Origin of the sequence: Cryobacterium sp. PH31-AA6 (genome assembly GCF_030063195.1) — a bacterium.
GTDB lineage: Bacteria > Actinomycetota > Actinomycetes > Actinomycetales > Microbacteriaceae > Cryobacterium.
Genome location: NZ_JASISS010000022.1, coordinates 13,317 through 31,188 on the forward strand (window position 1 = coordinate 13,317; position 17,872 = coordinate 31,188).

16 protein-coding genes and 1 riboswitch are annotated in these 17,872 nt (G+C 69.5%); of the genes, 5 read left to right on the plus strand and 11 right to left on the minus strand.

The features are described from left to right. Positions 1-7: 7 nt before the first annotated feature. From QMG61_RS13555 to QMG61_RS13565, 3 genes are all read left to right on the plus strand, one after another. Positions 8-727, plus strand: coding sequence for an alpha/beta hydrolase (locus QMG61_RS13555; RefSeq protein WP_283494857.1), 720 nt, complete (start codon positions 8-10; stop codon positions 725-727). Beyond that, a complete protein-coding gene (locus QMG61_RS13560) occupies positions 727-1,830 on the plus strand; it encodes a maleylacetate reductase (protein WP_283494858.1) in 1,104 nt (367 codons plus the stop codon). The genes QMG61_RS13555 and QMG61_RS13560 overlap by 1 nt, the downstream gene beginning before the upstream one ends. Positions 1,831-1,917: 87 nt before the next feature. Next, complete coding sequence (locus tag QMG61_RS13565) at positions 1,918-2,271, plus strand: hypothetical protein (RefSeq protein ID WP_283494859.1); 354 nt, start codon at positions 1,918-1,920, stop codon at positions 2,269-2,271. Positions 2,272-2,382: 111 nt separating this feature from the next. Here the strand turns inward: QMG61_RS13565 and ppsA are convergent, their stop codons facing one another. Together ppsA and QMG61_RS13575 are read right to left on the minus strand one after the other, a co-directional pair. Further along, positions 2,383-4,773 carry a phosphoenolpyruvate synthase gene (ppsA, locus tag QMG61_RS13570; protein WP_283494860.1) on the minus strand — a complete coding sequence of 797 codons (2,391 nt, stop codon included), beginning with the start codon at positions 4,771-4,773 and terminating at the stop codon, positions 2,383-2,385. Between the two features lie 152 nt (positions 4,774-4,925). Then, the gene (locus QMG61_RS13575) at positions 4,926-5,933 is read right to left on the minus strand and encodes a hypothetical protein (protein WP_283494861.1); all 1,008 of its coding nucleotides are present in this window, start codon (positions 5,931-5,933) and stop codon (positions 4,926-4,928) included. Positions 5,934-6,193: 260 nt separating this feature from the next. Here QMG61_RS13575 and QMG61_RS13580 point away from each other — a divergent pair, with 260 nt between their 5' ends. After that, positions 6,194-6,970, plus strand: coding sequence for an ice-binding family protein (locus tag QMG61_RS13580; protein WP_283494862.1), 777 nt, complete (start codon positions 6,194-6,196; stop codon positions 6,968-6,970). A gap of 81 nt (positions 6,971-7,051) precedes the next feature. Here the strand turns inward: QMG61_RS13580 and QMG61_RS13585 are convergent, their stop codons facing one another. From QMG61_RS13585 to QMG61_RS13615, 7 genes are read right to left on the minus strand one after another with little or no spacing between them, the layout of a single operon-like run. Next, positions 7,052-7,990, minus strand: a complete 939-nt coding sequence (locus QMG61_RS13585; protein WP_283494863.1) for a diguanylate cyclase — start codon at positions 7,988-7,990, stop codon at positions 7,052-7,054. Further along, the gene (locus tag QMG61_RS13590) at positions 7,987-8,367 is read right to left on the minus strand and encodes a chemotaxis protein CheW (protein WP_283494864.1); all 381 of its coding nucleotides are present in this window, start codon (positions 8,365-8,367) and stop codon (positions 7,987-7,989) included. Before QMG61_RS13590 ends, QMG61_RS13585 begins: the two co-directional genes overlap by 4 nt. Then, positions 8,364-9,575, minus strand: a complete 1,212-nt coding sequence (locus QMG61_RS13595; RefSeq protein WP_283494865.1) for a CheR family methyltransferase — start codon at positions 9,573-9,575, stop codon at positions 8,364-8,366. Before QMG61_RS13595 ends, QMG61_RS13590 begins: the two co-directional genes overlap by 4 nt. Next, entirely contained in the window at positions 9,572-10,630 is a 1,059-nt protein-coding gene (locus tag QMG61_RS13600) for a chemotaxis protein CheB (RefSeq protein WP_283494866.1), read from the minus strand. The genes QMG61_RS13595 and QMG61_RS13600 overlap by 4 nt, the downstream gene beginning before the upstream one ends. Beyond that, positions 10,627-12,702, minus strand: coding sequence for a hybrid sensor histidine kinase/response regulator (locus QMG61_RS13605; protein WP_283494867.1), 2,076 nt, complete (start codon positions 12,700-12,702; stop codon positions 10,627-10,629). The genes QMG61_RS13600 and QMG61_RS13605 overlap by 4 nt, the downstream gene beginning before the upstream one ends. Next, on the minus strand, positions 12,699-13,190 hold the full coding sequence (locus QMG61_RS13610) for a chemotaxis protein CheW (protein WP_283494868.1): 492 nt from the start codon (positions 13,188-13,190) through the stop codon (positions 12,699-12,701). Before QMG61_RS13610 ends, QMG61_RS13605 begins: the two co-directional genes overlap by 4 nt. After that, positions 13,187-15,043 carry a methyl-accepting chemotaxis protein gene (locus QMG61_RS13615; RefSeq protein ID WP_283494869.1) on the minus strand — a complete coding sequence of 619 codons (1,857 nt, stop codon included), beginning with the start codon at positions 15,041-15,043 and terminating at the stop codon, positions 13,187-13,189. The genes QMG61_RS13610 and QMG61_RS13615 overlap by 4 nt, the downstream gene beginning before the upstream one ends. A 390-nt stretch (positions 15,044-15,433) precedes the next feature. Next, positions 15,434-15,507: riboswitch (cyclic di-GMP riboswitch) on the minus strand. A gap of 303 nt (positions 15,508-15,810) precedes the next feature. On the opposite strand from QMG61_RS13615, the gene QMG61_RS13620 reads away from it, so the two are divergent. Further along, entirely contained in the window at positions 15,811-15,966 is a 156-nt protein-coding gene (locus QMG61_RS13620; RefSeq protein WP_283494870.1) for a hypothetical protein, read from the plus strand. A 3-nt stretch (positions 15,967-15,969) separates the two neighbouring features. On the opposite strand, the gene QMG61_RS13625 is transcribed toward QMG61_RS13620, so the two are convergent. Together QMG61_RS13625 and QMG61_RS13630 are read right to left on the minus strand one after the other, a co-directional pair. Beyond that, positions 15,970-17,541, minus strand: a complete 1,572-nt coding sequence (locus QMG61_RS13625; protein WP_283494871.1) for an HNH endonuclease signature motif containing protein — start codon at positions 17,539-17,541, stop codon at positions 15,970-15,972. Positions 17,542-17,583: 42 nt separating this feature from the next. Then, the gene (locus QMG61_RS13630; RefSeq protein ID WP_283494872.1) at positions 17,584-17,871 is read right to left on the minus strand and encodes a hypothetical protein; all 288 of its coding nucleotides are present in this window, start codon (positions 17,869-17,871) and stop codon (positions 17,584-17,586) included. Position 17,872 lies beyond the last annotated feature (1 nt).

A 17,872-nucleotide genomic window follows, 5' to 3' on the forward strand; every position in this document is an offset into this window, starting at 1 on the left:
AGAAACGATGAACACCAACACCACCCATGGTCGGAACGCTCCGGCCGAGCAGGCGGACCACTCCGGGCCACCGGTCCACGCCGACCGCCCCGGCCCCGACTGGCCGCACGTCTACCGCGCCGGCGTCCCGGTCTCGGTCGACGCCCCCGTGCTGCTGCTTCTACACGGCACCGGCGGCAACGAGGAGGAGATCCTCACCCTCGCCGACGCCCTCGACCCGGCCGCCACCGTGCTCTCCCCGCGCGGGCGGGCCACCGAGGGCGGCATGAACCGATGGTTCCTCCGGTTGTCGGAGGGCGTCTTCGACGTCGACGACGTCGTGAGGCGGGCCGGGGAGCTGGCCGGGTTCCTGGCCTGGGCACGGGCGCACTACGAGCTCGGCAACCGCCCGATCGTCGCGATCGGTTTCTCCAACGGTGCCAATATCGCCCTCGCCACCGCACTGCTGCACCCGGACGCCCTGCGCCGCGTGGTCGCGTTCTCTGGCATGTTCCCGCTCGACGGGCGTGGCCTCACGACCGACCTCACCGACATCGAGGTGCTGCTGCTCAACGGCCGCAGCGACCCGATGGCCCCGCTGCATAGTGTGGGCACGGTCGAGGCTGCGTTCACCGCACGCGGCGCGCGGGTCGAGCTGGAACTCCGTGACGGCGGGCACGGCATCGCCGCGACGGACGTCGCAGCCGCCCGGATCTGGCTGGACCGCCACGCGCGGACCGCCGGCTGATGCCCTCGCCCGGCGCGCCCGACCGGCCATTCGACTTCGAAGACCGCGCCCGCGGGCAGCGGGTGATCTTCGGCACCGGCCGGGCCGGAGTGCTTCTCCCGGATGTGCTCGCGACGTTGGGCGCCCGGGCGGTGATGGTGATCGGCACCCGGCGCGAACTGGAGCGGTCCGCGAGCGTGCTCGACGGCATCCGCCCGGCCCTCGTCTGGGACGAGGTCGAGCAGCACGTGCCGGTCGAGCTGGCCGGGCGCGCCACCCGGGCCGCGCAGGGCGCCGGCGTCGACGCGCTCGTGGCGATCGGCGGCGGCTCGGCGATCGGCCTGGCGAAGGCGATCGCGCTCCGGCCGCGCCCTCGGTCACTGCCGATCGTGGCCGTGCCGACGACCTACTCCGGCTCGGAGGCAACCTCCACCTGGGGCCTCGTCGAGCGCGGAGTGAAGACCACCGGGGTCGATCCGCGGGTTTTGCCCGCCGTGATCGTCTACGACGCCGAGCTGACCCGGTCACTCCCCCGCGGCCTCAGCGTCAGCAGCGGGCTGAATGCCCTTGCCCATGCGGTCGATGCGTTCTGGGCACCCAACGCGAGCCCGTCCACTGACCTCGCCGCGGTGGCGGCGATCCGGATGCTCGCTGCCGCGCTGCCGCTCGTCGCCTGCGACCCCGATTCACTCACTGGGCGTGAGGACGCGCTCAGGGGCGCCAATCTGGCAGCGAGCGTATTCTCCGCGGCCGGTTCCGGCCTGCACCACAGAATCAGCCATGTGCTCGGCGGCACGTTCGGACTGCCCCACTCGGAAACGCATGCCGTGGTACTCGCGCACGTCGTCGCGTTCAATGCCCCGGCCGCTCCCGGTGCCGAGGTGCAGATCGCCGCGGCGCTCGGCGCCCCGACTGCCGTTGGCGGGCTGATCGCGCTGCGCGACCGGCTCCACGCCCCGACGGCCCTGCGCGAGCTCGGTCTTCGCGAAAGCGATATCCCGGCCGCGGTGGAGCAGATCCTCGCCGTGGTTCCCGCGTCGAACCCGCGACTCGTCACCCGAGGCGACCTCACGGCGTTGCTGCGGGCCGCGTGGGCCGGTCAAGCTCCGGATTCGCCGGCCTGACGGGCCCGGAGGCTGCATCAACCGGGCCTTTTGGCCTATTCCGGCCGGCCGCCCACGCGCTAGGCTGCCACCGAACGGGGAGGCATCATGACCAACGCAGGGCACGCCAACGGGACCGACAAAGACCACGTCGAGAAGGCCATCGAGGCCAGGGACAGGGCGACCGGGCTCACACCGAAACAGCTGGCCAGAGACGCACGGGTGCGCTTGCTCCGCAGTAAGGCCGCGGTGCTGCGCTCCGAGGTTGATGCCATCGCGGCCACTCATGTCGACCCCGACACCCTGGAGGAGATGCTCTCGAACGCGAGCCCGGAGGAGGTTCTACGCATCGAGAAGGCCGAGCACGCGATCAGCGCCCGGGTTGCCGAGGCCCGGACCGCCGCAGAGGCTGCCGAGGCAGATTACGAGCAGGCCGTGCTCGATCAGAACGACGACGCCTGACCTGCCCCGTCCTGCTCGCCGTCCTGACCCGCCGAACTGTGACTTGTGCACCGGATTCGCCGCCCGAAGAGGTGCTTAACTCACAGTTCGGCGACCTGGCGGGGCGGGGGGTCAGGCGGGGTCCTGGTGGTGCTCGGCGGCCGAGATGTGGGACACCGTCTTGAGGAAGCTGTCGGGGTTGAGTGAGATGGAATCGATGCCCTGTTCGACCAGGAAAGCGGCGAAGTCGGGGTAGTTGCTCGGCCCCTGGCCACAGATGCCGATCTTGATCCCGGCCGCGTGTGCCTTGGCGATTGCCTGGCTGATCATGCTCTTGACCGCCTCGTCACGCTCGTCGAAGAGGGCCGCGAGATCCTCGGCGTCACGGTCGACGCCCAGCACCAGCTGGGTCAGGTCGTTCGAGCCGATTGAGAAGCCATCGAACCGGGTGGCGAATTGCTCGGCCAGAATGACGTTGGCGGGGATCTCGCACATCATGTAGACCTGCAGCCCCTTGTCACCGCGCGACAGACCGTTTTCGGCCATCACGGCGAGCACCTTGTCCGCCTCGGTCGTGGTGCGGCAGAACGGCACCATCACGATCACGTTGTCGAACCCGATCTGTTCGCGCACCCGCTTGATCGCCCGGCACTCGAGGGCGAACCCCTCCCGGTAGCGGTCGTCGTAGTAGCGAGAGGCGCCACGGAAGCCGAGCATCGGGTTCTCCTCCGAGTGTTCGAAGCCGGCACCGCCGATCAGGTGGGCGTATTCGTTGGTCTTGAAGTCGCTCATCCGCACAATCACCGGGTTCGGGTAGTACGGCGCGGTCAGTTTTGCGATGCCCAGGGACAGGGCCTGCACGAAGTACTCCTTAGGGTCCCCGTAGCCGCGGGTGAGTTCGGCGATCTTCCGCTGTGCGACGGGATCGGTGACCCGGTCGGGATGCACGAGCGCCATCGGGTGCACCTGGATCAGATTGTTGATGATGAATTCCATCCGGGCCAGGCCAACGCCGTCGGCGGGAAGCCGCCACCATTCGAAGGCCGCGGCCGGGCTGGCGATGTTGACCATCACTTTGGTGCGGGTCTCCGGAACGGTGCCCAGGTCGATCTCCTCGGTCTCGAAGGCGAGCTCGCCGGCGTAGACAAAGCCCTCGTCCCCCTCGGCGCAGGAGATGGTGATCACCTGGCCATCCTTGAGCACCTCGGTGGCCGTGCCGGTGCCGACCACGGCCGGGACACCCAGCTCCCGGCTGACGATGGCGGCGTGGCTGGTCGGGCCGCCATGGTCGGTCACGATGCCGGCTGCCCTGGTCATGATCGGCACCCAGTCGGGGTCGGTCATCTCGGTGACCAGGATGGCGCCGTCGACGAATTTCTCGATGTCGGCCGGGTCCTTGATCACGCAGGCCACCCCGCTGGCGATGCTGGCACCGATTGCCACGCCCTTGATCAGGAGCGGACCCTGCTCGGTGAGCCGGCTGACCGTGAACACGGTGCCGCTCGCCTGCGACTGCACGGTCTCGGGGCGGGCCTGCACCATGAACAGCTCGCGGGTGACGCCGTCCTTTGCCCACTCCATGTCCATCGGCCGGCCGTAGTGGTTCTCCACGATCACGGCCCAGCGGGCCAGCTTGACGATGTCGGCGTCGCCGAGCACGAAGGACTGGCGTTCCCGCTCCGGGGTGTCGATCATCCGGGTGCGGGCGCTGCCGCCCTTGGCGTAGACCATCTTGCGTGCCTTCGCGCCCAGGGTCTTCTCGATGATCGGGGTGCACCCCGGCCGTTCGAGCAGCGCCTTGAAGACCAGGTACTTGTCGGGGTCGACGGTGCCCTGCACGACGGTCTCGCCGAGGCCGAACGCCGCGCTGATCACGGCCGCGCCGGGGAAACCGCTGTCCGTGTCGATGGAGAACATCACTCCTGAGCCGCCGACATCGGAGCGGATCATCCGCTGGACTCCGATCGAGAGCGCCACCTCGAGGTGGTCGAATTTCTTGACCTCCCGGTAGCTGATCGCCCGGTCGGTGAAGAGCGAGGCGTAGCAGCGGCGGCAGGCGTCGAGCAGGTCGCGCTCGCCGGTCACGTTCAGAAACGTCTCCTGCTGGCCGGCGAAACTGGCGTCCGGGAGGTCCTCCGCGGTCGCGCTGCTGCGCACGGCAACGGCCAGGTTGGTCTGGCCGCTTTTCTCCGACAGCTCCCGATACGACGAGCGGATGCCGTCGGCGATGTCATCGGGGAACTCCCCGCCCAGGAACAGTTCGCGCAGGGCCTCACCGGTGACGCGCAACGACGCCTCGCCGGAGTGGAACAACTCGAGCTGGTGCCGGAGGACCGGCTCGATCCCGTTCGCAGCGACGAAGGCGCGGTAGGCGTCCGCGGTCGTCGCGAACCCGTCGGGCACGCGCACACCCTGGCTTGCCAGCGATCGCACCATCTCCCCGAGCGATGCATTCTTACCTCCGACCTGGGGGATGTCGGTCAGGCCGATCTCGTTGAACCACACCACGCTGCGCTCGGCCATGCCGACTCCAACCCTGCCGTGAGGTCGCTGGGTCGGCGCCGATGCGCCGGAAGGACCTCGTTAAGGCACCGTACTGCGGGGACCGGTGCGCGGCTAGGCCGGAGGTCCCGACGGGTCCGGGCGCAACCCTCGCCGTCACGGTCGCGTGGCGATCACCCGGTCGTGATCGACGCTACCGAACCGATGATGCCCGGGAGCGAGACGGCCACGAGGACGATCAGGACAATCCGTCCGGTCCGGATCAGTGCGCGGGAGGCCCACCAATCGGGCGCGGCCGGCACGAGCGCGGAGCCGATCAGGGTCAGTCCGGCCGCAGCGAGGAGCAGCAGCCCGAGAGGAAAGTAGACGACGGCCGCCAGGAGCGGCGTGTACGCAGGCCAGGACCGTCCCGTTGGCAGGGGGAGCCGTGCGCTGTACCAACCGGCGACGGCGGCCACGAGCATCCCGTTCAGAATCACAACGACCGAGAACAGCATGACCGACAACCAGCCCGGTCCGACGATGTCAAAGTCACTGTTGCCGGCTCGGAGCGGGTCGAGGGTCGCCCCGAACAGGGCAAGCAGGGCGAGACCGAAGATCACTCCCCCGAGCCGGCCGGGGGGAAGCCAGCGGTGGACCACGACGTAGAGGATCGCGGAGAGGAATGCCCCCGGCAGGGCGCCGAAAACGAGGTAGGCGAGGGTTCCGTCGACCGTGATGTCGCCCACGCGGGCGTGGGCCTCGGTGATCCTGCCCTCGGCCAGGGGCGAGGTCAGCGCGAGCACCCGCATGACGAGCCGTCCTCCGGCTCCGGCCATCAGCAGTCCGGAGACCGTGCCCGTCACCGTGACCAACGTCGCCCACCAGGCGTAGCGTCGGAGCGCGGCCGGCACTCGTGCGCTGCGCGCCACGGTCGGCGATGCCGAAACCCGCCGTTCCGTGGGGTCGGATGCGCGGCCGCCCGGCGTGCGCAGATCGATCCCGCCCCAGGCCGCCACCGCGCCGACCCCGGCCAGGGCCAGCATGCCGCATAGAACCAGCACGATCATGTGGCACATTATCCACCCGATGCCGTCGGCCGACCAGACCAGGGAGGCCCGGCGAATCGTTCGCCGGCGAACGGTGACGGCGCCGACGTCGGTGGCCCGCGAGACTCCGGGCGGCGGGACGTCGTCTGCCACGAAGTATTCATCAGATTGATACCGGGAATCCCCGATGGGTCCAAAAACCACCCCTAGTCTGGGGGTTAGACAGATTCGATTCGTTGGAACTGGTCCCGTGGGGCGTACGAAGTCGTACGTGGTGGACGCCTGTGTGCGTGGGACCTGGGGCCCCTTGGGGACGATACCGACGTCAGAAACCCGGTGTGCAGCATCGGGGACCGCACCACGGTGGCCCTGCCCGGATCCGCAGATCGCGGGTTCATCGAAGGGAAACCGCTATGAAGAAGTTCCAGAGTCTCTCCACCAGCCGTAAGGCACAGCTCGGTCTGCTGCTGGCCGTCGCCGTCGCCGGAGTCGGCAGCGCCGGGATCGCCGGGTCGGCCTCGGCGACCGGCCTGCCCCTGGCCCCCGTCGAGCTCGGCACCGCGGGCACGTTCGCGATCCTCTCGCAGACGGGCGTCACGGATGTCTACGCCTCGGCCGTCAACGGCAATGTCGGTGCCAGCCCGATCACCGGCGCGGCCATCCTCCTGACCTGCCCGGAGGTACAGACCGGCACCATTTATTCGGTCGACGCCGCCGGACCGGCCTGCCTGGTCACGGCGCCCTCCTTCCTGACCACGGTCGTCGGCGACATGGGCATCGCGTACACCGACGCGGCCGGCCGCACGAACCCCGACTTCATCGACCTCGGCGCCGGCGAGATCGGTGGGCTCACCCTCCTGCCCGGTCTGTACACCTGGAACAGCAACGTGACCATCTCCACCGATGTCACCCTCGCCGGAGGACCGGACGACGTCTTCATCTTCCAGATCTCCGGCAACCTCGACCAGGCCTCGGCGAAGAACGTCACCCTGGCCGGCGGCGTGCAGGCGAAGAACGTCTTCTGGCAGACCGCCGGGTCCACCTCGATCGGCACCACGGCGCACTTCGAGGGCACCATCCTCAGCAAGACGCTGATCGCGATGAAGACCGGTGCGTCGATCAACGGGCGTCTGCTCTCCCAGACCGCCGTCACCCTGCAGAGCAACACTGTGACCGAGCCGGCACTGTAGCCCGGTCGGTCCCGGTCCGGGATGGCGGCCTCCGCCACCCCGGACCGGGACCCGCTTCCGCCGGGGTCGGGGCGCGCTGCCTCAGCCGGCGAAGGACGGCACGGCTGAATCCACCGCGATCCGATTGCGGCCTGCGCCCTTCGCCGAATAGAGGAGGGTGTCCGCCCGGCCCACCAATTCCGTCACGCTGCCCACAGGCCCGAGGGCACAACCACCGCTCACGGTGACCGAGATCGCCACACCGTCGGCGTGCATCGGGGTCGCCTCGATCGCCAGCCTCAGGCGTTCAGCGAGGGCGAACGCACCCTCGCTGCCGGTGCGCGGGAGCACGACCAGGAATTCCTCGCCGCCCCAGCGACCGGCGACATCCCCCTCGCGCAGCTCTGCCCGTAATCGACTGGCGAACTCGGTGAGGACCACGTCGCCGGCCGGGTGCCCGAAACCGTCATTGACGCGTTTGAAGTGGTCGATGTCCAGCAGGAGCACGCTGAGCGGGTCATGGTGGCGCAGGGAATCGGCGTGATAGTGCGCCAGCACCCATTCGAGGTGGCGCCGGTTGTTCAACCCGGTGAGGACATCGGTGCGGCTGAGCAGATCGAGCTCGGAGTTCCGGAGGCGAAGTTGGTCCTGGAGCTTCTTGACGTGGGCCGCCGCGGCGACGCGCGCCACGAGTTCCGCGGGTTCGAACGGCTTCTTGAGGTAGTCGTGGGCGCCGCCGCGCAGCCCCCGCAGCACGTTGTCCATGTCGGTCAGGGTGGTGAGGAAGACGACGGGCAGGTCCGTCAGGAGCGGGTCGGCCTTGAGAACCGCCAACACCTCGTAGCCGTCGAGTCCGGGCATCTCGATGTCGAGCAGGATCACATCCGGCGGGGTCTGTTGGCAGTGTTCGATGGCCGCCCGGCCGTCGACGGCCTCGACCACGTTGTAGCCCGCCGTCTCGAGGTGGGAGCGCACGACGGCTCGGATGACCAGTGAGTCATCGGTGATCAGCACGGTGGTGGTGCCCGGTTCCGCAATCACAGCCGGGCCGCCAGTGCTTCGGGGTCGGCGACGAGCACGAGCTCGCCGTCCACGTCGACCAGTCCGCAGATGTAGGAGGGATCCTGCCCGGTCGGAGCCGGCCCGACCTCGTCGTCGGCGAACCGGTGCAGCCCGGAGACGACGTCGACGAGCAGGCCGAAGGGTTTGCCGCGCGACTCGACCACAATCACCTGGCTCCCGCCGCCGCCGAGGGCGGAGAGCACGGTCAGGGGCGGGTCGCCGGGAAGGACCCCGGCTATGTCCGCGGATGAGCCGGGCACGGGAATCAGTCCCTCCGCCGTGCGCACCGCCCGGGTCGCCTCGACGGGGAGGCAATAGGCCGCCCCGGCGGCGTGGAAACAGACCATGGTCGTCATCGGGTTGGCTCCTGCTGTTTGGCGTCGAGAAGTTTGTGGAGTTCAGCGATCGGGTACCCGTCGATGGCGCGTTCGACCTCGGCCGGCTCGGCCAGCTCCAGGGCCCGGCGAGCTGCGCTGAAGGCGCGCTGAGCGGCGGCGGGGTCCGCCGACGCCTCAAGGGCGAGCCCGAGGTGCAGATGGGCGAGCCCGTCCTGCGGAGCGAGATAAGCCCACTTGCGGAAGGTCACGACGGCCGCCGCGTGGTCGCCGGCATCCAGCGCCACCTGCCCGGTGCGGGCCAGGTCCGCGACCACGGCCGGCTCGTCGATGGAGCGCGCGGCCGGTGGTCTGATCGGCCGGGACCGCAACGGGGGCTGGACCGGCGGGGCGGGCGACGCCTCGCGCGGCGACACCGGCTTGGCCGCGATCGGCCGGTACGCATACGTGTCGCCGAATCGCACGGTGGTGTAGCCGTCACCGATCGCCCAGATCGTCTCGGAGGAGCCGAGGAACAACCACGCTGTGGGCATCGCCTCGGCGACCCGATTCAGAAAGATCCGGGCGTGCTCCGGCGAGAAATAGATCAGCACGTTGCGGCAGAAGACGATCTGGCACGACCGGACCTGGGCGGGTAGCGGGTCGATCAGGTTGTGGTGCATCGTGCTCACCCGGGTGCGGAGCGCGGTCGTGATCTCCCAGCCGTCGCCGACAGCGTTCAGGTGTCGTTCCCGCCGCTCGGGGGTCAGCCCGCTGATCTCCCGGGTCGAGTAGTGGCCGGCATCCGTTCGGGCAAGCGCCGACGTGGAGATGTCGGTGGCGATGACCGAGGCGGAGATGCGCTGTTCTTCGAGCAGCATGGCCAGACTGTACGCCTCCTGGCCGTTCGCGCAGCCGGCGCTCCAGATCGACAACGGTCGGTTCGTCGTGGGCAGAATCTCACTCTCCAGGAGCGCGAAGTGCTCCGGGTGGCGGAAGAAACCGGTTTCCTGAACCGTGATCCGATTGAGCAGGCTTTGCCGCAGCGCCGTCCCGGTCGACAGGGCCCGGAGGTAGGACTCCGCGTCCTGACCGTGGTCGCCGATTTCGTCCCGGATGCACCGGCGCAGCCGGGCGCGAAGGGTCGGCTCCGCACGCAATCCGACCGCCGCGCGCAGCATCTCGGCGACCCGGTCGATCACCGCGTCGGTCACGTCCGCCCCGGCACCGCCGGTCGGCACGCCGCTCACGTCGTCCCCCGTCCGGCGGATCGCAGCACAGCGGCGGCCAGCTGCTCGATCGGCAGCAAATCACTGACCGCACCCAGGCGGTAGGCCGCGCGCGGCATGCCGAAGACCGCGCAGGTCTCCTCATCCTGGCCGAAGGTCTGGCCGTTGGCGCGTTGGATATCCCGCAGCCCCTCGGCCCCGTCGTCGCCCATGCCGGTGAGGATCACGCCGATTCCGGCCGCGCCGGCGTGCCGGGCGACGGAACGGAAAAGTTCGTTGGCCGAAGGCTGGTGGATCGTGACCGGCGTCGCGGCGAGCTCGAGCCGCATGCCCCCGGCCAGGCGCAGGTGCAGGCCGCCCGGAGCCAGGTAGACCTGACCGGGGCGCGCCTCCTGACCGTGCTCGGCGACCTGCACCGGCAGGGCTGAGACCCGGCTCATCCAGTCGACGAGACCGCCGGTGAAATCCGGGTGCAGGTGCTGCACAACGAGCACGGGAACGGCCAGGCCGCCGAGCCCGGCCAGTACCGTGGCGAGGGCCTTCGGTCCGCCCGTCGAGGCCGCCAGGGCCACCACGGTCGGCCGGCTGCGGATGGGCGCGGTGGGCGCGGCCGCGGCCGATCGGACGAGCCCGCCACGGGGATGCCGGATGGTCTGCACGCGGCTGAGCTGACGGACCGTACGGCGAAGGGCTGCCTCCAGCTCCGGGGTCCACCGCTGCGGAACGGGAAGCACATCGAGGGCACCGGCCACGAGCGCCTCTACCGCTCTCGGCGACTGCCGGTCCTCGATCAGGGTGGAGAGCACGAGAACGGGCGTCGGAGTCTGCGCCATGACCTGCTCGATCACGCTCTGGGCGGTGCCATCCAGAGTGGAGACACCGAGGACGATGACGTCGGGATGCTCCCGCGCGACGAGGCCGATGGCGGCCGGCCCGGTCGGGACCTGGCCGAGGCTGACGATATCGCCGTCACTCTGCAGAATCCGGGCGAGCCGGGAGCGGTCCAGGGGCGCGTCGTCGATGAACAGCAGCCGGATGGGTCGCCCCGGGCGAGGACGGATAGCCGGCTCGGTCATCGGTGGGCCCCGATCAATCGGTTCACTGCGACGAGCAGGGCGCCCTCGTCGAAGCCGCTCTTGAGGATGAAGCCGTCGGCGCCGGCCTCCAGGCCGCGCTGCCGGTCGGCCTCGCTCGAGCGCGAACTCAGAATGAGAATCGGGATGTTGGTCAGGCCGGGGGCCGCGCGCACCGCTTCGGTCAACGCGAAACCGTCCATCAGCGGCATCTCGATGTCCGTGAGAATCAGCTCGCTGGGTTCTTCGGCGAGTTTGGCCAGGGCATCGAGGCCGTCGACGGCGAGGCGCACCTGGAATCCGGCGCGTTCCAGGATGCTCCGCTGCAGCTCCCGGATGGTGAGAGCGTCATCGACGACGAGGATCCGCTGCAGCGGAGCGCCCGATCCTTCAGTCGGGGGCGCATCGGCCGGAGTCGCGGCATGCCGGGCCTGGGACGTGGCCGGGGTCACCTGGACGGGAGCCGCGCCCCTGGCGCCCTGGCGTGCACGCTGGATCAGCCCGGGCGGGTCGAGCACGAGGAGGATCGAACCGTCGGGTTCCACGCTGGCCCCGGCGACGGCGGGAAGGTGAGGCAACAGCGAACTGAGACCCTTGATGACCACGTCACGCTGACCGACGAGCCGATCGACCCGGAAGCCGTGCCGGCGAGCGGTGTCGGCGAGCACCACGATCGGTCCGTCGGCCGGCCCACCGTCGATGCCGAGCGCGCCCGCGAGGTCCGAGACCGGAACGGGCTGTTCCTCAACCCAGATCACTGGAAGACCTTCCGCGCTGCTCTGCCCGGACTGGTCGAACCGCTGGGAGAGCACGACCCGGTGGAACGGTAGCGCAAAGCGCTGGCCGCCGGATTCGACCAACAGACAGCGCAGCACCGCCAGGGTGATCGGCACGATGACCCTGAACTCGGTGCCCCGACCGGTCTCCGAGCGCACCTCGACGCGCCCGTGCGCGGCCTCCACGCTGGTGCGCACGACATCGAGGCCCACGCCACGCCCGGACAGGTCGGTCACGAAGGTCGTCGTCGACAGTCCGGCCCGGAAGATCAATTGCAGGACGTCTTCGTCGCTCAGCCGGGACGTGTCGATGCCGTGCCCCTCGGCCTGCGCCCTGACCTGGGTGGTGTCGATCCCGTTTCCGTCGTCGGTGATCGCCACGATCACCTCGGATCCGAGCTGCATGGCGTGCAGGCGGATGGTTCCGCCCACCGGCTTGCCGGCCGCGACGCGAACCGCGTCGCTTTCGATTCCGTGGTCGACGGCGTTTCGGACCAGGTGCAGCAGGGAGTCGGAAAGCGCGACGAGAACGCCACGGTCCAATTCGGTGTCTGCCCCGCGCACGTCCCAGCGGATGGTCTTTCCCTGTTCCCGCGCCAGGTCGCGCACGGCCCGCTGGAGCCGGTCGGTGATGGTCGACAAGGGCACCATCCGGGTGCGCATGGCCCGTTCCTGCAGCTCGTTGAGGGTGCGGGAAAGCTCGTTGAATTCCGCGTTCAGGGTCGGGTCGACGCCGAATTTCTCCATCAGCATGCGGCCCATCCGCAGGTGGGCCGACGCCGACTCCCCGATCAGGCGCACCAGCTCGTCAAGCCGTTCCATCTGCACCATGACGACGCCGCCGGGTTCGGGTACCGGCGTCGACTGAACGTCGTGCGTGGGCGAGTCAGCCCCGGCTACGGCGCCGGCCTTGCCGTCGATGACCAGCTCCGCGACGGTCGGCTCTGCTCCGGCCGGGCTCGCGGCGGGCCCGCCGGCCGATTCACCGGAGATGGCCCGGCCCAGTTGGTCTGCCCCGGCCAGCAGGGTGTCGATGATTGCCGGCGAGACCGCCAGGGCACCGGAGCGAAGTTCCACGACGAGTTCCTCGAGCTCGTGCGCCAGCCGGCTCACATCGTCGAGCCCGGCAACGGCGGCGGAGCCTTTCAGGGTGTGCAGCTCACGAAAAATGGATCGGATCAGGGTCCCATCGTCACCGTGTTGCTCCAGCTGGAGCAGCAGCCGATCGAGGTCGGCCAGGCGCACCTCGGCTTCCTGAGCGAAGAGCGCGCGGATCTGGTCCATCCCGAGGATGCTCATCCGGCTGCCCCTCCCCTGGTGATCGCGCCCACGGCCTCGGTCGCTCCGACCGTTGGCGGGACCGACACGGTATTCTCACCGGCGCGCACCAGACGATCCCTGGCCAGGAGCAGGTCGGGATCGAGCCGCACGACGACACGATCCTTCACCCGGTACCTGCCGGCCGTGCCGGGCAGGTCGGACGGACCGACCTGGTCGCCGAGACCGACTCGGCTGGGGAAGGCGGTTGCCGCGATGGCGATCAGGCCGTGCCTGGACTGCAGCACGACCGCGAACGCCGTCGCCTGCCCGACCGGTAGGCCGAGTAGCGCGGCGGTATCGAGCAACGGCACGATCTGCCCGCGCAGGTTGAAAAGGCCGAGCACGTGGGAGGGTGCGGTGACCAGCCGGGTGAGCGGTGGTGCGACCACCACCTGACTTACCCGGCCGATCGACACGGCGAAGAGGTCCTCCCCCACGGGAACCAGAAGCGCGTCTGATGCGGTCATTGCTCCCCGTTGCCCGCCTCAGGGGAGGCTTCGAGGTGGTGGGCAAGGTCGGCCAGGTCGCCGGCAGAGGCCGCGATCTGCCGAGCCGTGATCGAGATCTGACGGCTCGCATCGGCGAGCTGTTCCATGGTCTCCACAACCTGCGCGGTCGCACTGCGCTGCTGCTGGGTGGTCAGGCTGACCTGGCCATTGGCATCCGTCACGGCTTCGAGCTGGAGCAGACCCTGTTGCATCTGCTTCGCACCCTTTTCCATCGCCATAACCGTGGCGTTGGTTTCGCGCTGAACGGCCGTGACGATCGCGGCGATGTCGCCGGCGCTCGACTTGGACCGCTCAGCCAGGCGGCGCACCTCGTCGGCGACGACCGCGAAACCGCGGCCGTGTTCGCCGGCCCTGGCCGCCTCGATCGCTGCGTTGAGGGCGAGCAGGTTGGTTTGGTCGGCGATGTCGTTGATGAGCACCAGCAGCGACTCGATGTCGTTGACCCGGCTGGCCAGCGCCAGGGTGCGCTCGCTCGAGACGAGGATGTCCGCCTCGGCCTGTTCGAGGTTGCGCCGCGTCTCGGCGGTCTGGCGGGCGACATCGTCGACGGTGTCGGCGATCGCCACCGATGACCGCGCCAGTTCCTCGGTGGTGGCGGTGGCCTGGGTGACTGCGGCGCTTTGCTGGGTGGTGATCGCGGCGAGCTCGTCGGAGGATGCCGACAGCTCGGTGGCCGCGGAATTCACCTCAACCCCGGCCCCCTCCAACCGGGCGATGAGCCCTTGACTGGTGTTGAGCATGGCGTTGAGCGAGTCGGCGAGCAGCACCATTTCGGTTGGTCCGGTGGGCACCGCGCGCGCCAGCAGATCGCCGCGGGTCACCCGTCGAGCGACCGCGGTCAGCTTGCGTACCGGCCGGGTGGCGCTCCAGGCCATCACGCTCGAGGCCAGGATGGCGATCAGCACACCGATGACCGCGAGCAGGAAGGACCGTTGCACCTGAGTCTCCACCGGGGCGAGCACGGTGCCGGCCTGCTGCTCCACGATGAGCACCCAGTCCAGGCCTTCGACGACATCGAAGCCGGCGATCAGGTCTCTGTCCTTGGAATCGATGAATCGGGCGGTGCCGGATGCGCCGGTGCGGGTCGCCTTCGCGGTGGCCTCATTGTTGACCGTGGTCGTGATCATTCCCCCGGCCAGCAACGCGGACTGCTCCGTCGCGCTGCCCATCGTCTCCGTGCTGTAGATCAGGCGGTTGAGCGAGTCGACCGCTACGACCGAGTCCCCTTTGCTCAGCTTGGGGTTGAGCAGGCCGCTCAGTGCGGTCGGATTCAGGTTGGCGATGATGACGGCGCGCACCGAACCATCGTCGGCCAGTAACGGCTGCGCGATGACCCAGTTCAGCCGATCGCCCTGAAGAGTCAGCGGGGTGAAGACCGACTCGCCGGCAACCGCCAAGCGAAACCAGTCCTGGCCGGTGGGATCGAGGGTGACACCGGGCTTGCTGGTGGACAGTACGGCGCCCGTGACATCCGTGATCTCGATCACCGTGTAGCTGCCGGAGGCCTGGTCGATCTTGGCCAGGCGGGTTGCGAGTATCGGGCTGTCGAGCTGGTCGCCGGCCGAGGCAGCCACAACCGACACGTCGCTCTTGCGCTCGACAATCCAGTCCTCCAGGCGAAGCGTGACCGTTCTGGCCAGCGTGACTCCCTTGTCTTTTGCCGCCGCGGTGAGGCTGGTCGCCGACTCAGAGGTCAGCACGACCGCCGAGATGATCACGAGCGGCACGGAGACGACGAGCATGGCCGCGGCCAGCTGCACCCCGAGGCGACGCGGTAGTTTGCGAAGGCGGCCGAATGGTTTCTTGGCCATGGTGTTGCTACCGGTCTTTCTAGTGCTGCGTTCGTGACAAACGGCAGTGGCGGACGTGCATGGCGAAGTGATTCGCCTGGCAGCTCCCCTGCCGTGCGGTGAATGCGATTGCCTTGCGGAAGTGCGATGGGGGACCGAACCCGAATCGGTCCCCGATCGCAATTCCGCGTCAGGGCGACCACCCGAAGGTCGACCTGACTTCCCTCAGTCCGTCGTCTGCTTACCCAAGTCGACGACGGATTGATGGAGTTTGAGGGGTGACGGCCGCCGCGACAACAGGGCTGTCGACCGGGGCGCGATCAGGGCGGCATTACGCTGCGTCACACCAGCGGACTCGACGCTTGCGTCGGTCTCCAGGAATGGAAAGCTCATCTGCTGCGGCCCTGTTCAATCGGTAGGCCGGCTGACCCGAAGGTCCCGTGCCTTTGCGACCCCGCCTTTCAACGGGTGTGCTTTTTGCGAAAGACGTATGAACCGTCTCACCGGCGATCGGATGACCACCTCAGCCAAATCTAGCAGTCAGGTGGCATTCTCGACCCGGGCGCCCGCGCGAACTATACCCCCAGTGTGGGGCGCAGGGAAGGGTGGAACGCGACCGCCTCGGCACCCCGCGGAGGGTCACCCCGGCCCGGTGGTCGAGCGGCCCGGTGGTCGAGCGGCCCGGTGGTCGAGCGGCCCGGTGGTCGAGCCCGTCGAGACCCCGCGGACGCTCAGCCCGGCCCGGTGGTCGAGCCCGTCGAGACCCCGCGGACGCTCAGCCCGGCCCGGTGGTCGAACTTGTCGAGACCCTCGCGGACGCTCAGCCCGGCCCGGTGGTCGAACTTGTCGAGACCCTCGCGGACGCTCAGCCCGGCCCGGTGGTCGAGCCCGTCGAGACCCTGAGGGTCAGCCTGGCCCGGTGGTCGAGCCCGTCGAGACCCTGAGGGTCAGCCTGGCCCGGTGGTCGAGCCTGTCGAGACCGGGGTGTGGGTGGGGTGTTGGGCGCGGTGGGTGGCGCCGGGGATCCAGGTGGTGGTGGTGCCGGCCCAGGTGGGGGCGGCGACCTGGGGTTTGCCGCGGATCATCCGGATTCGCCAGCCTGAGGTGTCGATGCTGTGGTGGTGGTACCAACACAACAGGACACCGTTGTCGATGTCGGTTGTGCCGTGTTTTTGCCAGGGGATGACGTGGTGGACTTCGCACCACCGGGCGGCGATGGGGCAGCCGGGGATGATGCAGCCGCCGTCGCGGGCGGTGATGGCGCGGCGTTGGGCGGTGCTGAAGAAGCGTTCTTTGGTGCCGAGGTAGAGCACGTCCCCGTTCTCACCGAAGAGGATCTTCTGGTAGCCGCCGGTGCAGATGAGTTGTTTCACGGTGCGGAGGGACACGGGCGCCTCGACCCCGTCGATCCAGCCGACGCCGGTCTCGGCCAGGAGGTCGGTTGCGTTGATGTGGACCATCACGGTGGGGGCGGCACCGCCCATTTTCGGGGTGTCGGGGTGGCGGGCGGCGGCGGTGAACACGCCGCGGAGGATGTCCGCTCGTTTCTCCCCGCCGGTGCGGTCATCGGTGCAGGCCGCGTGGTCGGCGCCGGGGATGAGTTCCCCGGCCTGGATCAGGGCCTGTTCGTCCTCGGTCGGGAACGCGGGGGTGGCTCGGGCGGAGAGGTAGGTGTCGAAGACCCCGTTGAGGATCCCGCGGAGGTCTGCGGTGACCGCTCCCCGCAACGGGTACACCCCGCGGGTGAGGCGGCCGAACCCGACGGTGCTGCGCGGCTCGAGGAGGGATTCGCTCGGGGCGGCCCCGTCGGGGTCGAGGCGGGCCTGCCACTGGGCGGCCAAACCCCGGACGAGGTCTGCGGGGAACGCGAAGCCCGCCCCGGGCAAACCACGGGTTTCGTCGGTGATCGCCCCGGACGCGGAGGCGACCAGGGCGCGCTCGGCGGCGGAGAGATCATCGGGCGCGACCCGCGGGCTGACCTGGTCGAGGGCGGCCACGATCGTCTCGGCCGCGTCGACGCCGAGCGCGCCCGCGGCCAGGCCTGCGGCCACGGCTGGGAAGTACGGGGGCAGTATCGTGCCCACGCTCACCCGCTCGGCCACATTCCCACCCAGGCGAAGCCGGCGGGTGGCTTCCCGGCCGGAGACCCGGGTCACCCGGGTGATCAGATCGACCTGACCCTGACAGCCCAGTTTCCACGCCAACGAGTCATGGCCCAGGCCGTTCCGGGCCCGGGCGCCGACCTCTGCGGCGGCGCCGACCCGGGCCGCGTCGACCCGGCGGCCGAGGTCTTCGACCGCGCCGAGGACCGCGACCGCATCCGTGTCGCTGAGGACACCGAACACGATCGGGTCCAGCGCGGCCGCGATCAGGTCGCGTGCCCGGGCGATCAACTGCGCCGGGCCAGACGTGTCCGGGCCGGACGCTTCAGGGTCGAATGACTGGGGGCCGCCGAACGCGGGCGGGATTGCCGCTCCGGCCGGGGCGGCTGGTGACTGCGGGGCTGAGGCTGCTGCCATGCCCCCATTGTACCGTAAATCGAACAGGAAAGCGAGAGTTGCTCAGGTAATATTGGACTGGATATCGTCGCTGTGTTCGAGGTCGTGTCGCGGGGTCTCGACGGGCTCGACCACCGGGGCGCGGGTCTCGACGGGCTCGACCACCGGTGGCGGGGTCTCGACGGGGTCGACCACCGGTGGGGGCGGGGGCTCGACGGGCTCGACTACCGGGGCGCGGGTCTCGACGGGGTCGACCACCGGAGGCGGCGGGGTCTCGACGGGGTCGACCACCGGCGGCGGGGTCTCGACTGGCTCGACCACCGGTGGCGGGGTCTCGACGGGCTCGACCACC